General features: G+C 42.7%; 20 protein-coding genes. 16 read left to right on the forward strand and 4 right to left on the reverse strand.

Annotation, left to right across the window (positions count from 1 at the left end; translation table 11 throughout):
• Nucleotides 1-31: 31 nt before the first annotated feature.
• Nucleotides 32-223, reverse strand: coding sequence for an acetylxylan esterase (locus tag GSR62_RS00880; protein ID WP_179854470.1), 192 nt, complete (start codon nt 221-223; stop codon nt 32-34).
• A 13-nt stretch (nt 224-236) separates the two neighbouring features.
• Between GSR62_RS00880 and GSR62_RS00885 the strand changes: the two genes are divergently transcribed.
• Nucleotides 237-386 (forward strand): hypothetical protein, encoded by a 150-nt coding sequence (locus GSR62_RS00885; protein WP_179854471.1) that lies wholly within the window; start codon nt 237-239, stop codon nt 384-386.
• A gap of 322 nt (nt 387-708) precedes the next feature.
• Here GSR62_RS00885 and GSR62_RS00890 read toward each other — a convergent pair whose 3' ends face one another.
• Nucleotides 709-2,028, reverse strand: a complete 1,320-nt coding sequence (locus GSR62_RS00890) for an APC family permease (protein WP_056938495.1) — start codon at nt 2,026-2,028, stop codon at nt 709-711.
• 241 nt (nt 2,029-2,269) lie between these two features.
• Nucleotides 2,270-3,529: a GTPase HflX gene (gene hflX / locus GSR62_RS00895; RefSeq protein ID WP_010690314.1), complete on the reverse strand. Its 1,260-nt coding sequence runs from the start codon at nt 3,527-3,529 to the stop codon at nt 2,270-2,272.
• 394 nt (nt 3,530-3,923) lie between these two features.
• Between hflX and GSR62_RS00900 the strand changes: the two genes are divergently transcribed.
• The 6 genes from GSR62_RS00900 to GSR62_RS00925 all read left to right on the forward strand — a co-directional run bounded on the left by GSR62_RS00900 (nt 3,924) and on the right by GSR62_RS00925 (nt 10,232).
• Nucleotides 3,924-5,561: a peptide ABC transporter substrate-binding protein gene (locus tag GSR62_RS00900; protein WP_010690315.1), complete on the forward strand. Its 1,638-nt coding sequence runs from the start codon at nt 3,924-3,926 to the stop codon at nt 5,559-5,561.
• A gap of 120 nt (nt 5,562-5,681) precedes the next feature.
• Entirely contained in the window at nt 5,682-6,611 is a 930-nt protein-coding gene (opp3b, locus tag GSR62_RS00905) for an oligopeptide ABC transporter permease (RefSeq protein WP_010690316.1), read from the forward strand.
• Between the two features lie 5 nt (nt 6,612-6,616).
• Nucleotides 6,617-7,642, forward strand: coding sequence for an ABC transporter permease (locus tag GSR62_RS00910; protein ID WP_010690317.1), 1,026 nt, complete (start codon nt 6,617-6,619; stop codon nt 7,640-7,642).
• An 8-nt stretch (nt 7,643-7,650) separates the two neighbouring features.
• Nucleotides 7,651-8,739 carry an ABC transporter ATP-binding protein gene (locus tag GSR62_RS00915; protein WP_010690318.1) on the forward strand — a complete coding sequence of 363 codons (1,089 nt, stop codon included), beginning with the start codon at nt 7,651-7,653 and terminating at the stop codon, nt 8,737-8,739.
• Between the two features lie 17 nt (nt 8,740-8,756).
• Nucleotides 8,757-9,710, forward strand: coding sequence for an ABC transporter ATP-binding protein (locus GSR62_RS00920; RefSeq protein WP_010690319.1), 954 nt, complete (start codon nt 8,757-8,759; stop codon nt 9,708-9,710).
• Nucleotides 9,711-9,974: 264 nt separating this feature from the next.
• On the forward strand, nt 9,975-10,232 hold the full coding sequence (locus GSR62_RS00925) for a DUF5976 family putative bacteriocin (protein WP_010690321.1): 258 nt from the start codon (nt 9,975-9,977) through the stop codon (nt 10,230-10,232).
• 40 nt (nt 10,233-10,272) lie between these two features.
• Here the strand turns inward: GSR62_RS00925 and GSR62_RS00930 are convergent, their stop codons facing one another.
• Nucleotides 10,273-11,586, reverse strand: coding sequence for an NCS2 family permease (locus GSR62_RS00930; protein WP_010690322.1), 1,314 nt, complete (start codon nt 11,584-11,586; stop codon nt 10,273-10,275).
• 157 nt (nt 11,587-11,743) lie between these two features.
• On the opposite strand from GSR62_RS00930, the gene GSR62_RS00935 reads away from it, so the two are divergent.
• The 9 genes from GSR62_RS00935 to GSR62_RS00975 all read left to right on the forward strand — a co-directional run bounded on the left by GSR62_RS00935 (nt 11,744) and on the right by GSR62_RS00975 (nt 21,310).
• Nucleotides 11,744-13,051 (forward strand): PTS transporter subunit EIIC, encoded by a 1,308-nt coding sequence (locus GSR62_RS00935; RefSeq protein WP_033193039.1) that lies wholly within the window; start codon nt 11,744-11,746, stop codon nt 13,049-13,051.
• The gene (locus tag GSR62_RS00940; protein ID WP_010690326.1) at nt 13,038-13,898 is read left to right on the forward strand and encodes an alpha/beta hydrolase; all 861 of its coding nucleotides are present in this window, start codon (nt 13,038-13,040) and stop codon (nt 13,896-13,898) included. The genes GSR62_RS00935 and GSR62_RS00940 overlap by 14 nt, the downstream gene beginning before the upstream one ends.
• 50 nt (nt 13,899-13,948) lie before the next feature.
• Nucleotides 13,949-14,758 carry a glutamate 5-kinase gene (gene proB / locus GSR62_RS00945; protein ID WP_010690328.1) on the forward strand — a complete coding sequence of 270 codons (810 nt, stop codon included), beginning with the start codon at nt 13,949-13,951 and terminating at the stop codon, nt 14,756-14,758.
• Nucleotides 14,758-16,002, forward strand: coding sequence for a glutamate-5-semialdehyde dehydrogenase (locus GSR62_RS00950; RefSeq protein WP_066023905.1), 1,245 nt, complete (start codon nt 14,758-14,760; stop codon nt 16,000-16,002). The genes proB and GSR62_RS00950 overlap by 1 nt, the downstream gene beginning before the upstream one ends.
• Before the next feature lie 262 nt (nt 16,003-16,264).
• On the forward strand, nt 16,265-17,020 hold the full coding sequence (locus GSR62_RS00955; RefSeq protein ID WP_010690333.1) for an NADPH-dependent oxidoreductase: 756 nt from the start codon (nt 16,265-16,267) through the stop codon (nt 17,018-17,020).
• Between the two features lie 135 nt (nt 17,021-17,155).
• Complete coding sequence (locus GSR62_RS00960; RefSeq protein WP_010690335.1) at nt 17,156-17,872, forward strand: hypothetical protein; 717 nt, start codon at nt 17,156-17,158, stop codon at nt 17,870-17,872.
• 92 nt (nt 17,873-17,964) lie between these two features.
• Nucleotides 17,965-18,654 (forward strand): response regulator transcription factor CroR, encoded by a 690-nt coding sequence (croR, locus tag GSR62_RS00965; RefSeq protein ID WP_010690337.1) that lies wholly within the window; start codon nt 17,965-17,967, stop codon nt 18,652-18,654.
• A gap of 21 nt (nt 18,655-18,675) precedes the next feature.
• Complete coding sequence (locus tag GSR62_RS00970) at nt 18,676-19,824, forward strand: sensor histidine kinase (RefSeq protein ID WP_066023906.1); 1,149 nt, start codon at nt 18,676-18,678, stop codon at nt 19,822-19,824.
• A gap of 148 nt (nt 19,825-19,972) precedes the next feature.
• Nucleotides 19,973-21,310: a serine hydrolase gene (locus GSR62_RS00975; RefSeq protein ID WP_010690340.1), complete on the forward strand. Its 1,338-nt coding sequence runs from the start codon at nt 19,973-19,975 to the stop codon at nt 21,308-21,310.
• Nucleotides 21,311-21,425 lie beyond the last annotated feature (115 nt).

The raw sequence follows: 21,425 nt of genomic DNA on the forward strand, positions 1-21,425 counted from the left end.
TCACTGTGTATCGTAGTGAGTCCCGCTTTATTTAGCAGTCAGTGATCTGTGTTTTAAATAACCAGTTAAAGACTTGATCGTTGACCCCAACATGCATATCTTCATGACCGCATTCCGGTAAGATCAAATGTTCTTTTGGGGTTGTGATCTGATTATAGATCGCGATCACCGGGATCGAGGATAGTCCGTTATACCAATTGAGTGATCTGGCACTTTTAGTCAAGAATAGTAATTTTGTGGATAACGTCCGCTTTATCAATTCGCAATTTGCGATGACTTATATTGTGGATATCATCACGACACTACTTTTAGATGAAAAAGATCACCGCACCAAGATGGATCAAACGATCGAATTGATCACCAGCAATAAATTTGATAAGCACTAATAGTAAGAGCCCGGCCATGATACAAAACACACATCTTGGTCGGGCTCTTACTATTCACTAGGCATTTCCCGCTTTGCCTTACACTCTATCGAAACGTGTGCGAACTGACAACACCTAGCAGATAACAAAAAGATCGCCACGATGCAAGAAGCGCATCCTGGCGATCTTTCAGTTATCTGTACGGTGCAACCCGTCAGTTCTTACACCCTATTGAAACGTGTGCGACAAAGCAATGCTTAGTGAATAACAAAAATACCACCATGATGCAAAACACGCATCACGGCGGTATTCCCGTTATTCATACGGCATTTCCCACTTTGCCTTACACTCTATTCTTATAATAATAGATCGGCAGACCGCATAAGACGATCACTAGGGAGATCACGACGCCACTTAGGTCAGAGAATAATTCACTGACTAAGACAAACGCTGCTCCTAAGATCGCTACGATCGGGGTCAAGGGATAAAGTGGTGTTGAGAATGGTCGTTTCGCTCTTGGCGTTGTTTTACGCAATTTGAAGACGCCAAAGAAGGTCATTACATAGAAACAATAGATCGTAAAAATACAGATCTCAGTCAAACGATCAGCATCCACGGTCAAGATCATCCCGGAAGCGATGACTGCGATCGCAGAGATCGAGACCATTGGGGTATGCATCGTTTTGTTGAGATAAGCTAATTGCTTGGAAAATGGTAACTCATTGTTTTTAGCCATCGCATACATGATCCGTGGGATGGTCATGACTTTACCATTCATACAGCCGACGATCGAAATGATGATCCCGATGTTTAAGATCTTACCCCCGATCTTGCCAAATGCCATTTCCGCAAAGTGTGGGGTAGCATTTTCACCATAGCGAGCGATCATCTCAGCCGGCATCGTTTTGAAAATACTGTAAGAAACTAAAACATAGATGATCAATACTGCTGACAGACCTAAAACGATCGCGAGTGGCAAGATCTTTTGAGGATTTTTGATCTCACCACCCATATTAGCGATCAAGATCCAACCATCATAAGCAAATAATGTTGCTAAAATTGCGACCCCAAAATTACCCGCCACACTAGATGATCGTTCGGCTAAAACTTGACCCACGGCATTTTGATCACCAAAGAGCAGACCAAAAATGATGATCGCAGCGATCGGAACTAACTTACATAATGTCGTAACGATCTGTAGTGCAGACCCATAGCGGTTAGATAAGAAGTTAAAGCCAGAGATCAAAACAACGGATAAGACTCCGACAAAAGGTGTATAGCTAGCGGGAAAGCCAAAGAAGGCTTGTAACAAGATCGCCAAATACGAACCTAACGCGGCGATGACAGCAGGCCCATAAACAGTGATCTGCATCCAGCCGGATAAAAAGCCCCAAACTTTACCGTAAAGATTGTGCATGTAAATGTATAAGCCACCAGTTTGCGGCATTTGAGAGCCGATCTCGGCAATCGTCAAGCCACTGGTCAATGTCAAAACGCCACCGAAGAACCAAGCAAGTAAAGCCATGGTCGTCGAATGGGAGTAGCTTAAAACAGAAGCTTGTTTAAAGAAGATCCCAGAGCCGATAACGGTCCCGATCACTAACGCTAATGCGGAAAATAGATTGATCGAACGATCTAAGTGAACTTGCTCATTTTTTTTCATAAATTACCAACCTTTTTGTAGTATCTAAGATAAAAGTTAGCATATTTTAGATTTTAAAGAAAGTTTATTTTAGAATTTCAGATAATTTTTTTAAGCAAAATCGGCTATAAATTGAGGTGGGCATGATGTAGCTGGCTTTTGAAATAGTAGCTAAGAAATACTATTGATTCGTTTATGTTTATAGGTATGTGATAAAAAATAGACGCATTTCTTCCTTACAAAAGAAGAAACACGTCTATTTTTAGTCAAGTTGATGTTCAGCTAAACGGCCAGCCAAAGCCGGTGCAACTTCGGCTTTGAGCTTAGTCCCATCAGCGAGATACTCAGTTTCAAGCACAGTCGCCTTTTGATTGAGTTCTTCAACGAGATTTCCCTTGGCATATGGGATGAGATACGTATGCGTCTGATAGTCCTTGAAGAGCTCTTGTTTCAATAGTTCAGCTAGTGCTTTTAACGATTCGTCATCTTGGGCACTGAAGGTCAATTCTCTGCCAGCTAAGCTAGGGTAGCTGACAGCAAGCTTATCTGCTTTGTTGAAAACATAAAGCATCGGGATGTCAGTTACACCGATCTCGGCCAAAGTTTTTTCAGTCGTTTCGATCATCTCTTGGTAGTGGTCATCGGAAAGATCGACGACTTGAACTAAGAGATCGGCGTTGGCAGCTTCGGCTAAAGTTGTCCGAAAGGCTTTGACCAACTGGTGTGGCAATTTGGAGACAAAACCGACCGTATCGCTTAGCAAGATCTCTTTGTTGTCATCAAAACGGAGACGGCGAACAGATGTATCTAAAGTGGCGAAAAGCATATCTTTTTCAAAGACTTCTTTGTTTTCTGTTTCACCAAATAGCCGAAGGAGTCCATTTAACGTAGTCGATTTTCCGGCATTGGTGTAGCCGACTAACGCTGCCGTCTTGATCCCAGAGCGTTGGCGTTGTTTACGACGGGTCTGATGTTCTTTGTCGATCGTTTTGAGTTCTTTGTTCAAAGCGCTGATCTTTTTTTCGATCACCCGGCGATTCAATTCGAGCTTAGTTTCACCCGCCCCACGGTTAGTATAGCCACCACCAGCGTTTCCGGCCGTTTGTTGGTCGAGTTTATCGGTAAGCCCAGTATGCAACCGGGGCAATTGATATTGCAGTTTAGCCACTTGGACTTGGAGTTTGGCTTCTTTGGTCTTAGCCCGCGCTGCAAAGATCTCTAAGATCAAGGCTGTGCGATCTAAAACGCGCATTTCGGTGATATTTTCTAAATTCCGGATCTGCGTGGGTGTCAATTCGTCGTTTAAGATCAAGATCTGACTGTCGGTCACTGCCCCAGCCGTTTTGATCTCTTCAGCTTTACCTTTGCCTAGGTAAGTAGCAGCGATCGGACGTTCGAGTTTTTGTTTGAACTGGCGGGTGACTTCCATGTTGGCAGCCTCAGCCAGAGAAGCTAGTTCTGCCATCGTATAGTCAAAATTTTCTTGTTCATTTTCGATACCCGCAATGATAACTGGTGTCATATAAAGATCCTCCTTGATCAAGTGATATTACTAAAATTATACCACTGTACTAGTAAATTAGTCGGGGCGGAGTATAAATGAGAAAATGCTTTCTTTGAATTCAGTTTTGGTTAATTGCACATTCCGAATTATCGTGTCTCTAATTTAGGTTTAAATGGAAATATTTCCGAATTACCAAAAAAATTTAGACAAAAATTAGCTAAAATAAATGGAAAAATCGTTGATATATCAACTTTTTTGAATGAGATATAATTTTATATATATAAATTTATACGTTTTGAATTAGAATAAACACTTGATTTTAATTTCGTTATCATATATTATTTAAGTCAAAAGTTATTAAAGTAGGATGTAATTTAGAGCCATTAAGTAATTATTAAGGAGTTGTGAATCTATGAAATTAGCTAAATTAGCCAAAGCGGGCGCTGTTGTGGCGTTGTCAGCTGTTTTTCTCGCTGCTTGTGGCAAGAGCTCAGATAATAGTGCCAGCGACAAGCAAGTGCTCAACTGGAGCGAAAGTGCAGAGTTGCCATCGATGGATCTTTCCAAAGCAACAGACACTGTTAGTTTTAACCAATTGAATAATTCGATGGAGGGTCTTTATCGCTTAGGTAAGAACTCTAAGATCGAACCAGGGATCGCAACGAAGACAGAGGTCTCTGATGATGGTTTGACCTATACTTTTACTTTGCGTAAGAACGCTAAGTGGTCTAACGGTGATCCTGTAACTGCCAAAGATTTCGTTTATTCTTGGCAACGCACAGTCGACCCTAAGACTGGTTCACAATATGCTTACCTCTTTGACGGTGTAGCTAATGCACAGGACATTATGGATGGTAAAAAGCAACCTAGTGAATTAGGGATCAAAGCTGACGGCGACCATAAATTAGTCGTAACACTTGATAAGCAAGTACCATACTTCAAGTTATTGATGGGCTTCCCAGTATTCTTCCCACAAAATCAAAAAGTGGTCGAAGAATACGGCGACAAGTACGGGACAGCTTCCAAGTACATGGTCTACAATGGTCCATTTGTCTTGAAAGATTGGACAGGGACAAACCTTAGCTGGACTTTAGCTAAGAACAAGAACTATTGGGATAAGAGCAAAGTTAAGTTAGACGAGATCAACTATAAAGTTAATAAGTCTACAACAACAGCTTACAACTTATACCAATCTGGTAAAGTGGATGCAACTGTTTTAGGGGCTGAACAAGCACGTCAGCTCAAGGGCCAAACTGGTTATACAGACCGTAAGGAAGCTTCCGTATTCTACTTACAACTTAACGAACAAAAAGCTGAATTTGCTAACACTAAGATCCGTCAAGCTATCTCTAAAGCGATCGATCGTGAACAATACGTTAAACAAGTTTTAGCGGGTGCTTCTACACCAGCTAAGGGATTTGTCTCCAGTGACTTAGCTGAACGTAATGGTAAAGATTTCGTTGACGCAGCTTATGTAAAATCAGCGGTTGAGTATAATGAAAAAGACGCTAAGAAGCTCTTTGAAGAAGGTCTCAAAGAAGTTGGCCAAGATAAGATCGAATTTTCTATCTTAGGTGATGATACTGATACATCTAAGAAGGCAACGGAATTCTTACAAAGTGAAATCACTGAAACATTTGGCTCAGATAAGGTCAAAGTTACTGTTTCTAACGTACCATTCAAGACACGTTTAGCACGGACAGAACAAAAGAACTTTGACGTCGTTGTTTCCGGTTGGGGTGCTGACTTTGCTGACCCTATCTCCTTCTTAGACTTGATGACTTCTGATAACTCCCAAAATGCTGGTGGTTGGAAGAATGAAGAATACGATCGCTTGATCGAAGCTTCTAAGACAACTGATGCTAATGATCCAGCTAAGCGTTGGGATGATTTAGTGCAAGCTGAAAAGATCTTGATGGACGATCAAGGTGTTATTCCGCTTTACCAAAGTACAAAACCATGGATGGTAAAACCTTCCGTGAAAAATGTTATCTTTAACTCTGCTGGTGTAAACTACAACTTTAAGGAAGCTTACATCTCAGGTAACTAGTTTTTAGTTGACGGTAGATAAGATCAGACTTAAAATGATTTAAAATATCAAACAACGCAGGACTAACTATCCTGCGTTGTTTGGCAAAAAAGACATCTCAGAAACGAGAGGATATACGATATGAAGAAATACCTGTTAAAAAGGGTTTTCTATATGGCGTTGACGCTATTTTTAGTGGCAACTATCACCTTCTTTTTGATGAAGCTCATGCCCGGGACGCCATATTCAAACCAAGAAAAAATGTCACCCGAACAGATTGCGATCATGAACCAACAATATGGTTTGGATAAACCGATCTGGATGCAATATTTACTCTATATTGGAGGGATGTTACATGGTGACATGGGAACATCATTCCAATTTAGTAATCAACCAGTTTCCTATTTGATCTCAAGCCGGATCGGGGCTTCAGCTCAATTGGGGATCCAAGCGATGATCTTTGGGGTCTTCTTTGGGATCATCTTTGGTTCGATTGCTGCGATCAACCGCAACACTTGGATCGATACTGGTGTTACGATCCTATCGATCATCGGTAAATCAGTACCAAACTTCGTGTTAGCTGTTTTACTTCAATACTATATCGCTTTGAAACTTGGCTGGTTCCCGATCGCTGATTGGGGTGGCTTTGCCTATACAGTCTTACCAACGATCGCGCTCGGTGTAGGGCCACTGGCTGAAACATCTAGGTTTATGCGAACTGGGATGGTCGATGTGCTAAATTCTGATTATATCGAGCTTGCCAAGGCTAAAGGGTTGAGCAAGTTCCAGATCGTTTACCATCACGCTTTGCGCAACAGTTTGATCCCATTAGTAACTTTGATCGGGCCATATACGGTTGCGTTGATGACAGGTTCGATGGTCATCGAAAATATCTTCTCGATCCCTGGTATCGGGGAACAGTTCGTTAAATCGATCATGACTAACGACTACCCAACGATCATGGGTGTTACGATGCTATTTTCTGCGGGACTTGTAGCGGTTATCCTATTGACGGATATCATCTACGGTATCATTGATCCGCGGATCAGACTTGCTGGAAACGAGGGCTAAGCTTTATGGAAGAAAAAATGAAATTACGACCAGAAGATTTTCAAGCTTTAGAAGTAAAAGAAGAGCTTGATGCTGAAAAAATTGCTGCGCCTTCCTTGACGTTTACCCAAGATGCATGGCGCCGTTTGAAGAAGAATAAAGGGGCGGTCATTTCGCTCTTTATCATTTTATTTATGATCGTTGTAGCGTTTGGTTCGACACCATTTGTTAACCGCGATACTTTGGTCAAATCACAACCACAATATGCTAACTTACCAGCTAAGATCCCTGGTGTAAATATCAATGGGTTCAATGGTAAGGCTAAAGTTGGCGATGTTTGGGTCGATAAATATGCGCAAGCTGGCGTATCCAAAGACAAATACTTTGTTATGGGTACTGACTACTTAGGGCGCTCCTTGGCGCAACGGATCGTTTATGGGACCAAGATCTCCTTGATCGTTGCTTTAGTTGCTACCTTCTTTGACTTGACGATCGGGGTCACGTACGGGATCGTATCGGGTTGGAAGGGTGGCAGGACGGATAACGTGATGCAGCGGATCATTGAAGTTATCTCCTCCATCCCAAGTTTAGTTATCGTTGTTTTGATGTTGGTGGTCTTCAAACCAGGTATCGGATCGATCATTTTGGCGATCGCGATCTCTAGTTGGACGACGATGGCGCGGATGATCCGGGCCGAGACGCTCCAGTTAAAGAGTCAAGAATATGTTTTGGCGGCGCGGACTTTAGGGCAATCCCCAACTAAGATCGCTTGGAAACACTTGGTGCCAAACTTATCAAGTATCATCATCATCCAAACGATGTACACGATCCCAACTGCGATCTTCTTTGAAGCTTTCTTGAGCTTTATCGGGATCGGGATCTCAGCCCCAGAAACTTCCCTTGGGGTATTGTTGAATGAAGGGCAAAAGAATTTCCAATTCTTACCATATCAAATGTGGTATCCAGCGATCGTCTTGTGTGTGTTGATGATCTCATTTAACTTGTTAGGTGATGGTCTCCGCGATGCATTTGATCCAAAAACTAGAAGGTAGGTTGTAGTATGGCTGAACGAATTTTAGATGTTAAAAACCTTAAAATCAATTTCCATACCTATGCGGGTGATGTTAAAGCCATTCGCGATGTGAGTTTTCATTTGAATAAAGGTGAAACGTTAGCCATCGTAGGTGAATCCGGTTCAGGTAAATCGGTCACAACTAAGAGTATTATGGGCTTATTAGCAAGTAATGCTGAAGTAGTTGGTGGTTCGATCATGTTCCAAGGACAAGATCTCTTGAAGAAATCTGAAAAAGAGATGCAAAAGATCCGTGGCAAAGATATCGCAATGATCTTCCAAGATCCGATGACTTCGCTTGATCCAACGATGAAGATCGGACGCCAAATTGCGGAACCTTTGATGGTCCATAAGAATATGGATAAGAAAAAAGCAATGGCGCAAGCATTAGAGATCTTGAAATTAGTTGGGATCACCAATGCTGAAAAACGCTTCAATAACTATCCTCACCAATTCTCAGGTGGGCAACGCCAACGGATCGTGATTGCGATCGCTTTGGTATGTTATCCAGAGATCTTGATCGCTGACGAACCAACGACCGCTTTGGACGTAACGATCCAAGCTCAGATCTTGAACTTGATGAAAGAATTGCAAGCTAAGATCGAGACTTCGATCATCTTTATCACGCACGACTTAGGTGTGGTTGCTGGGATGGCTGACCGGGTCGCCGTAATGTATGCGGGGCAGATTGTTGAATATGGAACGGTAGACGAGATCTTCTACAATCCAAAACATCCATATACTTGGGGCTTGTTGAACTCGATGCCGACTCTTTCAAGTACCAAACTTGAAGCGATCCCAGGGACACCACCAGATCTCTTAGATCCGCCAAAAGGTGATCCATTTGCAGCTCGGAATCCATATGCGATGAAGATCGATGCGCAAAAGAAACCACCATTCTTTAAGGTGTCAGATACGCATTATGCAGCTACTTGGCTTTTGCATCCAGATGCACCCCAGATCGAGCCGCCAGCAGAGATCATGCGTCGGGCTGAGATCTGGCGTGAGATCCAAGAACAAGAAGAAGTTGCAAAAAATCGGCGTGCAGAAGCGATGAAGCATGCGGATGCTGAATAGACCAGGAGGAATTTAACATGCCAGAAAAACGCAAAAAATTGCTTGAAGTCAAGCACTTAAAACAATACTTCGGCGTGGGTAAGCCTAGCATGGTCAAAGCCGTTGATGATGTTAGTTTCCACATTTTTGAAGGGGAAACATTTGGCTTAGTTGGTGAATCAGGTTCCGGTAAGACCACGACTGGTCGAAGTGTGATCCATTTGTATGAACCAACAGACGGTCAGATCCTCTTTGACGGTAAAGATGTCAGCAAGTTGACCTCACGTAAAGATCACCTTGAATTTTGCCGTGAAATGCAAATGATCTTCCAAGATCCATATGCTTCTTTGAATCCCCGGATGACGGTCGAAGATATCATCGCCGAAGGGATCGATATCCATGGCCTCGCTAAAAATAAAGAAGAGCGCCGGGCTAAAGTCGAAGAGCTCTTAGAAACAGTTGGGTTGAACAAAGATCACGCCAGTCGTTATCCCCACGAATTCTCAGGTGGGCAACGCCAACGGATCGGTATCGCACGTGCTTTAGCGGTCAAACCGCGTTTTATCATCGCTGACGAACCGATCTCAGCGTTGGACGTTTCGATCCAAGCGCAGGTCGTCAACTTATTGAAGGAATTGCAAGAAGAAAAGGGTCTGACCTATCTCTTCATCGCGCATGACCTTTCCATGGTGAAGTACATTTCAGATCGGATCGGTGTTATGCACTATGGTCGTTTGTTGGAAGTGGGCCCAGCAGATGATGTTTATAACAAGCCATTGCATGATTACACAGCTAGTTTGATCTCAGCTGTGCCTGAACCAGATCCAGAGTTTGAACGCAATCGTAAGCAAAAAGAATACGATGCTTCGATCGAAGACGATAAGCAAGGTAAGCCACGCAAGTTACATGAGATCACACCGGGACATTATGTTCGTTGTTCTGAAGATGAGATCGCAATGTATCAAGCTAAAGCTGCCAGCTACGAAAAATAAAAGTCTTAGCGTGTAAGACAGTGCGGTCATTCCCGCGTAAATAAGGAGGTTCCTCCCATGATCTTGTATCGTGGAAGGAGCCTTTTTATTTATTGGACGTTGGATCGGCGAACACGTTTGGGCATATTTTTTGTGCTGTAAAGAAATATTTCATACTTAAGCGCTCAGATAGCCCGAATAGGAATGGAAAAGTGCGATATTTGACAAAAACAGTTAATTTTTTCGTGACATAATACAATAGAGATATGAAAGAAGGCGAAGCCAATGAGGCGCTTATGGAAATGGTGGCTGGCCGGGGGGATCAAAGAAAATAAACGCTACGTCATCTTCCCTCTTTCAGAAGCGCTGGCAATTCCATTTGGCCTTTGGTTTTGGGGAGATCGTGAGACTAGTTTTTTACAATTCTTAACAACGCCTAAAATGATCATCTTTCTGATCATTTGTTTGGTAGGCGGTGGCCCGTTGCTTTACATTTTAGACAGTGTTTTTAGGGTCAATAAAAAGACGAATGCTGATCGATAGTTAACAAAATGGACACTCGTTTTAAGAGTGTCCATTTTGTTTATTTTTCGATATTTAAGACCCAGAAGAAGATCACAAAGACAAAGAATAAAACATACATCAAAGCAGGTACTTCTTTACTTTTACGCGCTGCGATCATCGTGATCGGATAAGCGATGAAGCCAAGGGCTAATCCGTCTGAAATACTGTAAGTCAGTGGCATTCCAGCTACGGTCAAGAAGGCTGGGATCGCGATCTCAAGTTTAGTCCAAGTTATGCGAGCCATACTTTGTGCCATCAAAACACCGACGATGATCAAAGCAGGAGCGGTAACTTGTGAAGTTACCACTGTCAAAAGCGGTGAAAAGAATAGGCCTAAGATAAAGCAGATCCCAGTCGTGACCGCGGTCAAACCGGAACGGCCCCCAACTGCGATCCCGGCGGAAGATTCAACATAAGCGCCCACTGGAGAAGTTCCAAAAAGCGAACCAAAGAGCATGGCAGTTGAATCTGACATCAAAGCTTTCCCAACGCGGGGCATCTTGTTATTTTGTAAGAAGCCAGCTTGTTGAGCTAAGGCGATCAAAGTTCCAGCTGTATCAAAGAAGGTGACCAATAAAAAAGTGATCACTACGACCCACATTTGCAGTGTATTGATATCTTTTAAGTGCGATAATGCAACCAAGAAAGTTTGATCCATGCTTGGTGCCGGTGCGACAAAAGCATGGGGCATTTGAATATTACCTGTTGCGATGCCAAAGATCGCTGAAAGGACCATCCCGATAAAGATAGCCCCTGGAACTCGCATGACCATTAGGATCGAAACGACGATCAAGCCAAAGACTGTGACCCAAGTCGAGCCAGAAAAGCTTCCTAAGCCAACGAGTGTAGATTTGTTAGCGACGATCAAGCCACCACCCTGGAGTCCGATAAAGGCGATAAATAAGCCGATACCAGCTGAGATCGCTGCTTTTAGATCAGCTGGGATCGCATCGATGATCAATTCACGTAATTTAAAAACGGTGATCAGTAAAAAGATGATCGAAGCTACGAAGACCCCAGCTAAAGTTGTTTGCCATGGAATGTTCATCCCGATACAAACTGAATAAGCAAAAAAGGCGTTGATCCCAAGACTTGGAGCAGTAGCGATCGGATATTTGGCTAACAGCCCCATCAATAAACAACCGATCGCACTAGCTAGAGCAGTTGCGGTAAAGACCGCGCCTTTGTCCATGCCAGAAGCGCCTAAGATCTCAGGATTGACAAATAAAATATATGCCATTGAGATGAAGGTCGTAAAACCAGCGAGGATCTCACGCTTGACGTTGGTTTTAAGACCAGTCAGATCAAAAAAGTTATCTAATGCAGTTTTCACTGAAAAATACCTCACAATATAAATTGATTTAAAGCAACGTTATCTAATATACCGTAATTGCTAAAAAATGCAAGATTTCTTTTGCGTGCTACATATGTTAAAGCAGCATAAATTAGGCTATACTAGAACAAAGAATGAACTTTTGGGGGAAAGAGCGATGGAACAAAGAATTATTGCTTTAGGTCTAAGAATTCGCAAATGGTCTTTTTTTAGAATAATTCAGCGCACATTTGCAGTGTTATTTCCATTTATTCTATTGGGAAGTTTTGCACAAGTGATCGAATTTTCGTTACTACATCCCGATGGCTATCTCGGAAATTTGATCCAGATCAGCAAGTGGTTACCACATTATCGCGCTGCCAACCAGTTATTTGGCAGTATCTATATGCTGACTGCGGGGGTGATCGCTTTGTTAGCGGCGGGCGTTTCGGCTAAATACACCGCCCAGTTTTTTAAACGTGATGAACAATTGGCCGGTTTGACCGGTTTGTTGGTCTTTTTAGCGATCTGTTATCAACGCACAACGGGCAATAACGGCCAATTTAATTTCCGCCTCGATCTCTTGGGATTTCCCGGGTTAATTTTAGGTCTAGCCGTGGGTTATTGTGTGGGCTGGGTCTTTAAATATTTGAGTGGTCCGACTATTAAAGGGACTGAGCATGGACAAGAACTTTTGAGTCGCTCTTTTAAAGGGTTGTTGCCGTTGACATTTACCTTATTGTTTGCGGTAGTCTGCAATATTTTACTAGGCTTATTATTCAAGTATCAGATCTTTGAGGAAGTCGGAAGTTGGCTACAAGGCCAAGCAACTAAGCAAAGCGGTTTTTGGCCCGTCATGTTCTTTGCTAGTATCACGTTATTACTTGCGTGGCTAGGGCTAAGTGGGCCATATACGGGAAATACCTTTGATAGTGATCAAAGTGCGTTGAAGAATTTGAGTTATGCTTTGAGCCATAATAATCTAGCTAAAGTTCCTGAAAAATTCAATGCCAACACCTTGTATTTTAGTTATGGCGCCATAGGGGGAACGGGGGCGACTTTAGGCTTGGTCTTAGCGATCTTTTTAGTAGCGAAGCGCCAAAATACGCGTAAACTAGCGAATTGGACCGTTATTCCAAGCATGTTCAATACGAATGTCGCCTTTATGATCGGCTTACCGGTATTGTTCAATCCGTTTTATTTACTGCCATTTTTGGTGATCCCGTTATTTAATATGGTGATCGGGGGCTTGGCTCTCTTATGTGGCTTAGTCCCCCCAGCGGTTTATCCGGTTTTGACGACGACACCAGGTGTTTTATACGCTTTTATCGGGACAAATGGTTCTTGGGGCGTGTTGATCTTTACTTTTGGTTTGTTATTATGCGATATCTTGTTATATATACCCTTTGTCAGATTTGCAGAGAAGATCGCTGGGGCTTTAGATAATGATTGCAAGAGAGCAGGTGAGTTAAATGAAGATCAATAAGCGTGGCATGGGGATAACATTACTGGTGTTGTTGATCCTTTTTAGTCTAGCGCTCCCATCATTTATTTGGGCGCGGCAAAATGTTAAAGATCTGGCTCGGTGGCATAATTCACGCCTGTCACCAGTGATCATGATCCCCGGAAGTTCGGCTACCGAAAATCGTTTTGACGCCCTGATCAAAAAGATCAACAGTCGGAGCCAAAAAAAGCACAGTTTGTTAAAAGTCAAAGTCTACAACGATGGCACGGTCAAGTATTCGGGCAAGATCAACGCTAAAGATAATGAGCCGTTTATCGTGGTCGGTTTTGAGAACAACAAAGATGGTTACAGCAATATCTTAAAGCAGGCCAAAATGTTTGATAAAGCTTTCAAGCAGTTAAGTGAACAGTACGAATTCAATAACTTCAAAGCATTTGGGCATTCCAATGGTGGCCTGATCTATACGGCCTTTTTAGAAAATTACCTGCCTAAATATGATATTCAAGCAAAAGTCTTGATGACGGTCGGAACGCCGTATAACTTCTCGGAAACGTCATTACAACGAAAGACGCAAATGTTGGCTGATTTTATCAAAAATCGCAAGAAACTCCCGACTGACCTTTCAGTCTATACTGTTGCTGGGACTGAGACCTATGACTCTGATGGCTTAGTTCCCGAGCGCAGTGTTGAAGCGGGAAAATACATCTACCAGGGGATCGTGAAGCACTTTACGCAGATCACGGTGACGGGAAAAGATGCCCAGCATTCTGACTTGCCACAAAATGATCAGATCATTGAATTGCTTGATCGCTATGTCTTAGAGCCAGATCAAAATCAAAAGACTAAGAAACTCAAAGAAAACAGTTAGCACAAAATATAGTATAATTAAATCAAGAATTTTATTTTGGAGGAAAAAACATGGCAAAAAAACGCCAGCTTGATGCAAAAAGGATCGTAGTTAAAGTGGGGACAAGCACCTTGATTCACCCCAACGGTAAAGTGAATTTCCATGCCATTGACCAATTGTGTTATGTCTTGACCGGTCTTGTCAATGACGGTAAACAAGTCGTTCTAGTCTCTTCTGGGGCGATCGGTGTTGGGATGGGACAAGTGGGCTTGCACGAACGACCCGAATCGATCCCAGCTCAACAGGCGTTAGCAGCGATCGGACAAAGTGGCTTGATGTCAGTGTATCAACAACGTTTCTCACTTTACGGTCAACGGATCGGACAGATCTTGTTAACGCATGACGTTTTAGAATACCCTTTGAGTCGCCAAAATGCTTTGAATACGTTCAATAGCTTATTGGAATGGGGTGTGATCCCGATCGTCAATGAAAATGATACGGTCGCTGTCGATGAGATGGATCATCATACTAAGTTTGGTGATAACGACCAACTTTCAGCGATCGTGTCTTCGATCGTGGATGCCGATCTTTTGGTGATGTTATCCGATATCGATGGTTTCTTTGATAAGAATCCGCGAAAGTACAGTGATGCTAAACTATTTGAGCGGATCACAAAGATCGATGAGACAGCTTTAGAAGCAGCCGGTGGCAAAGGTTCTAAATTTGGAACTGGCGGGATGATGACCAAGTTGAAAGCAGCTCAAAGAATGCTTGAAAATGACAAGATGATGATCTTAGCTAACGGGCAAGACCCAGCGATCATTTTTGATCTCGTTAAAGGTGAACCTTTAGGGACGCTATTTGTAAAGGAGGAAAAATAATGGCACTTGATTTGGAAAAAATGGGAATTGCTGCAAGAGAAGCGGCATTTAAATTAGCACAGCTGAGCACTGAACAAAAAAATGCGATCTTAAAAGCGATGGCGCAAGCTTTAGTAGATAATACAGCTGCGATTATTGCAGCTAACCAAGTCGATCTAGAAAAAGCAACTGAGATGAAATCCAGTTTTGTTGATCGTTTGACTTTAGATGAAGCACGGATCAAAGATATTGCTGAAGGTTTAAGGCAGGTCGCGGCTTTGCCAGATCCAATCGGAAATGTCGATAAAGGTTGGATCAATCAAGATGGCCTTCAGATCGTCCAACGTCGAGTACCTTTAGGAGTCGTGGGGATGATCTATGAGGCTCGTCCAAATGTGACAGTCGATGCGGCAGGGTTGTGTTTTAAATCAGGTAATGCGGTGATCTTACGTGGTGGTAAGGAAGCTTTAGCAACAAACATCAAATTGGCTGAGGTCTTACAACAAGTCTTAGTTGAAAATGGTATCGCTAAAGAAGCGATCCAGATCATCACAGAAACATCGCACCAAGTAGCAGAAAAATTCATGCAACTGAATGGCTATTTAGATGTTTTGATCCCACGTGGTTCCGCGCGTTTGATCCAAACCGTCGTTCAAAAAGCAACTGTGCCCGTGATCGAAACGGGAGCGGGAAATTGTCATGTTTATGTAGATAGTCAAGCAGACTTAGCAATGGCCGAAAAGATCGTAGTCAACGCTAAGTGCCAACGTCCATCTGTCTGCAATGCGGCCGAGACTTTGGTCGTTCATGCAGATGTGGCCGAAGAGTTCTTGCCTCAAGTCGCAAAAGCATTGGCTAAGTATAATGTCGAGTTACGTGGAGATGCCCGGACTTGTGAGATCTTAGGGGATGCAGCCGTTCCAGCAACTGAACGCGACTGGGATACAGAGTATAATGACTATATTTTAGCAGTAAAAGTCGTTGATACTTTAACAGAGGCGATCGTGCATATCAACACGCACAATACGAAGCATTCTGAAGCGATCGTGACGGATAGCTATGCAAATGGGCAACGGTTCGTAAATGAAGTTGATGCTTCCAGTGTTTATATCAATGCTTCGACGCGTTTTACGGATGGTTTTGTCTTTGGTTTTGGAGCCGAGATCGGTATTTCGACGCAAAAATTACATGCGCGTGGACCGATGGGCTTAGAAGCTTTGACTACGACCAAGTACGTGATCAGCGGACAGGGACAAATAAGATAGAGTGTGAGCCAATGCGCTCAGCGCCGTATGAATAACAAGGGCTTTGCCATGATGTGTTTTCTTGCAGCTTGGTGAAGCCCTTGTTATTCACTAGGCGTTACATTGGCGAACACGTTTCCACTATATAGCTCGGGAGTATATGGTAAATCGTCGCTATTTCGTGTCCTTATCTTATATGTACCTGTTTCGGGTGTGAATTTGTATTTCTCCCCCAAAAGTGGTATAGTACCTTTTAATTACTTAAAGTAAGCAGGTGAAGTGGATGGAAATTACTAATGAAACGTTAAAGACGCAATTGAACCATCGAAGTATCCGAGCTTTTGAAAAAGAACCGCTCGCTAAAGAACAACTTACTGCGATCTATGAAGCGGTAAGGCATACCTCGACTAGCCAATTTCTGCAACAGTTCAGTATTTTGCGGATCACAGATGAAGTAAAGCGCAAGGCGATAAGTGAGATCGCCAAACAAGACTATGTCGGAGGCAATGGCGAGCTATTGATCTTTTTAGCTGATCTAAATCGCAATGCTAAGATCAGACAGCACTTGGGAAAAGATATCGCTCGTCTACAGACTGCCGATCTCTTTTTTCAAGCAGTCAATGATACGGTTTTAGCCGTTCAAAATGCGCTGTTAGCGGCTGAAAGCATGGGCTTAGGGGGAGTCGTCTTAGGGAGCATCAATAATGAACCTAAAAAATTGGTCGAGGTGCTAGAGTTGCCTAAATTGACATATCCGGTATTAGGGCTCCAACTAGGTCATCCGGCTCAAAGTCCTCAATTAAAGCCGCGTTTGCCCCTAGAATTTACAGTCTTTGATGATAAATATCCCGCTGATTTTCCCTTGGCTGAGTTTGAAGACTACGATAAATCAGTCCACCAATACTATGATCTGCGTGATACTAACCGTCGCGTGGATGAATTTACCACCCAGATCGGTTCAAATAAATTGGCAACCCAGAAGAGCTCGCGAGATGAGATAATGGCTGCGATCCAGGCTCAAGGGTTGTGCCTGGTCTAAAAAGGTAAGTGTTTTAGATTTGATTTAAGAATAATTTTGTTATAATAGGTTTAAGAAGTGTGAGCCAAGTAAAGACCCGATGACCCGCGCGTCATTTGGGTCTTTTTTTAGCTTATTGGATAAGGAAGTTGTTTGATGGAATGGCATGAGTATTTAGCTAGGTTACGATATTATGACCGGATGTGTGGTAATTTGACCACCGTCCACCAAAAGATCACCCAAGTCCAAGCCGTAGTTACAGCCTATAGTAGACATGAAATCCCACAAGTAGTGCCGAAGCTGAGTTTTTCGACCCACTATCTTGAATTACATATGACTAAACACCCAGAGTTGTTTGAATTGGTCAGTTGTTTAAATGAGTTGCGCCAAGTACTGATCGAAAATTTTGGGATCTGGCACGTTTTTTCGCAGGCATGGTTGGCGGCTTTCAAACAGCGATTAAAGCCCGGGAAAACACTAGTGGTGATGTGTGGCAATGCTGTTTTAGCGGCTAATCTACCTAATGTGATCGCGGTCGATGACTTTGATTGGCAAGCGCAAGATAATACGCGCCCGCACCCGTGGTGTGATGTCAAACAGTGTGATGCCTTGGTAGCGGTCCAAACCTATTATCAGCAGGTAGATAACATTATTTTAGAGTGGGCACCGGAGCAAACGACTTGTGATCGTGCTATTTTGGACTTTTTGCGTGCTCATCATTGGTCCGGTGATCTTATCGTGATCGGTGAAGCTAAGGGGGCGACGAATTCACCACAATTTTGGCAAACCGCTAAGTTGGATCGTCCACCCGAAGTGAATACTTTACATCGGCCGTTTGACTTTATTCATGACCAAGTATTTTGGGTAAAATAGTCGTAATTTTTACGAATTTCTTTAAGTATATTTAGCAAAGTATTTGGTAAAATAAAAATATAATTAAGTTTTCTTTAGGGAGACCAGACATTATGAAGATTTTAATTGTCGATGACGATAAAGATATCGTTGAATTATTAAGTATATATGTTAAAAATGAGGGCTATGATGTCGAAAAAGCCTACAATGGTAAAGAAGCGATCACGAAGATCAATACTAACCCAGATATCGATCTGATGATCTTAGATGTGATGATGCCTCAATTAGATGGAATGGCAGTTGTGCGAGCTGTGCGAAAAGATAGCCAGATCCCGATCTTGATGTTATCGGCTAAAACAGACGATCTTGATAAGATCCAATGCCTAGTTCAAGGTGCCGATGATTATGTGACCAAACCATTCAACCCTTTGGAAGTTATGGCACGTGTCAAATCATTATTGCGCCGTTCACAACATGAAGTAAAAAATAACGAGCCTGATCAGATCGAAGTGGGTTCTTTGATCATCAAAAAAGATTCCCATGAAGTCGAAACGGTCAACGGTAAGGAGATCTCATTGACAGCCTTAGAATTTGGGATCTTATATCTCTTGGCTAGTCATCCTAACCGTGTCTTTTCAGCAGATGAGATCTTTGAACGTGTTTGGCAACAGGAGTCCGTTGTTTCAGCTAAAACAGTTATGGTCCATGTGAGCCACTTGCGCGATAAGATCGAAGAAGCTACTGGTGGCGAAAAAGTTATCCAAACGGTTTGGGGCGTAGGTTATAAGATAGAATCACGTTAGGTAAGCTGATGAGGTGAGCGGATGAAATTTTCATTGACAGCCCGGGAAAAAAGTGAGCTCTTTGGTGAAGGGATAGTAACGGTCATCTTGTTATTGTTGCTCAACATGTCGATCTTTATGATCGTTAACCAGGAGATCTCGAATAACCCGGGTTTACAAAATGGGATCTTCCAGATCAAGATGTCGCTATTTTTAGGGCCGACTGATCTCCAGGTCTGGAGTTGGGGGGGCTTATTCACCTTGATGATCATTGCGGATTGTGGTATCGTCTATTGGCGTTTGATGCGGCGCTACCGGCAGATGCAGTTGCGTCATGTTATCGCTGAGTTGCACTATATTGCTTCGGGACATTTTGATCATCGGATACCATTCAAGCTAAGTGGTCAGATGCAAAGAGTCGTTGAAAGTGTCAATTCATTAGTTGATAGTACGATCAATGCTATGGAAGAAGAGCGCCTGATCGAACGTTCAAAAGCTGAGTTAGTGACCAATGTCAGTCACGACATCAGGACACCACTGACATCGATCATTGGCTATCTCGGCCTGATCGAAAATAAACAATACAATAATGATGAAGAATTATTGCAATATACCCATACAGCTTTTTTGAAAGCCAATCAGATGAAATCCTTAGTCGATGACCTGTTTGAATATATTAAGGTCAGACAAGAAGGTGTAACGTTGAACATCGTACAGTTAGATATCGGTGCGATGTTAGAACAGGTGGCTGCTAGTTACGAACTGGAGGCCAACAAAAAAGGGATGGCGATCCATGTCGATGTTCCAGCTGAACCATTGGTGATCGAAGCTGATGGTGAAAAATTAGCCCGGGTCTTCAACAATCTAGTGTCTAATGCTTTGAAATATGGAGCCGGTGGTAAGAATATCTATCTTAAAGCGATGCCGGTGAGTGAAAAAGAGCTCAAAGTAACGATCGCTAATGATGGTGAACCGATCCCGCAAAAATCATTAGAACAGGTCTTTGATCGGTTCTATCGGGCTGAAAGTTCGCGGTCACGTGAGACCGGGGGCTCAGGGCTGGGTTTGGCGATCGCGCAAGGTATCGTCGAAAGACACCATGGCTACATTTATGTAACTTCGGATGCCGAATTGACAGAGTTTATCATGCATTTTCCGATTAAGCATGCTGACAGTTTAGTGCGTCAGTAACAAGATAATATATTGGACCAGTTTTGAGGTGTTTTGGGCTTCAAAGCTGGTTTAGTATTGTCAGCTGAAAAAGACGTGTTTCTTATTGATTAGTTTTGATATTTTGGGTATTCTTATAGATGAGATTAAGTGAGAGGAACTTAGAAAGATGACATTTTTAAAATCTTTACAAAAAGTAGTCACAGCTCTAGCAGCGGCTGTGATCGTATTTTCCGTGATTAGTTTTAGCGGACTCGGAGTGGCAACTGGCAAAGCTGATACAGCCTTGCCAGCTGATACCGACAGTTCATTACAAATCGACGCTAAAGCAGCGATCGCGGTCGATACTAATACAGGACAAATTTTATATGCCAAAAACGCTGACCAAGCTTTACCAGTGGCGTCCATGTCAAAATTGATGACCGCCTACATGGTATTGCAAGCGATCCATAATGGCAAACTCAAGTGGAATCAAAAAGTGACTCCCGGCAAGGCTGCGCAAGAAGTCAGCCAAGATACTACGCTTTCCAATGTTCCATTAAAGGAAGGTCATAGCTATACCGTGCGGGAATTATACCAAGCTACTTTGATCTATTCAGCTAATGGAGCTGCGATGGCTTTAGCTGACGCAGTTGGCGGGACGCAAAAGAACTTTATCGATCTAGCGCGTAAAGAAGCCAAGAAGATGGGCTTAAAAGATGTTGAACTTTACACGGCTAATGGTTTAGCTAACGGTGAAGTCAAGGATGGCAAATATCCTGGGGCTGCCGATGATGCGGAAAACAAATTCTCCGCTAAAGATATGGCGATCTTGAGCCAACGTTTGATCAAGGACTATCCTGAAGTGTTGAAGACAACTAAGATAACTCGGATGAAATTCAACAACGGGACTGATCAAACTGAAATGGAAAACTGGAACTGGATGTTACCTGGTTTAGCTAAGGCTTATAGTGAACTACCAGTTGACGGTTTGAAAACAGGGACATCTGATTCAGCTGGTGCATGTTTTGCTGCGACAGTCAATAAAGACGGGCATCGTTTGATCACGATCGTCTTAGGAGCTAAACATGATAGCCAAGAGGACCTTTCACGTTTTGAAGAAACACAAAAATTAATGTCATATTGCTACAACAACTATACCTATACTTCTTTGGCTAAAGGGACGACCTTTAAAAAGACCAATGCTTTGCCGGTTTACCATGGTAAAGACCTAGATGTTAAAGTTTCTTTGGCATCTAAGACCGATGTTTGGTTGAAGAGTGGCGTTTCTAAGGACCAATTAAGTGCAAAAGCTGTTGGCAACAAGAAATTATACAAAAAAGATGGTCTACAAGCTCCTTTGAAGAAGGGCCAAAAGGTTGGTACTTTACAGATCAAAGCTAAAGATCAACCAATGTACTTCTTGGATGGAACAGACTACTTGAGTGCTGATGCGCAAACAACCACTGAAGTTAAGAAGGCTAATATCTTTGTGATCGGCTGGCGTGCGATCACGAGCTTATTCTAAACTAGCGCCTATCCCAACGACTACTGCGGTCAAGTGATCGTAGTAGTCGTTTTTTTCGTACATTTTGAGATATGTGTCGCACTTTTGGAAAAATTTTTTAGACATTTTAGGGCTC

The sequence above is a fragment of the Ligilactobacillus animalis genome (genome assembly GCF_009933595.1).
Classification (GTDB): domain Bacteria; phylum Bacillota; class Bacilli; order Lactobacillales; family Lactobacillaceae; genus Ligilactobacillus; species Ligilactobacillus animalis.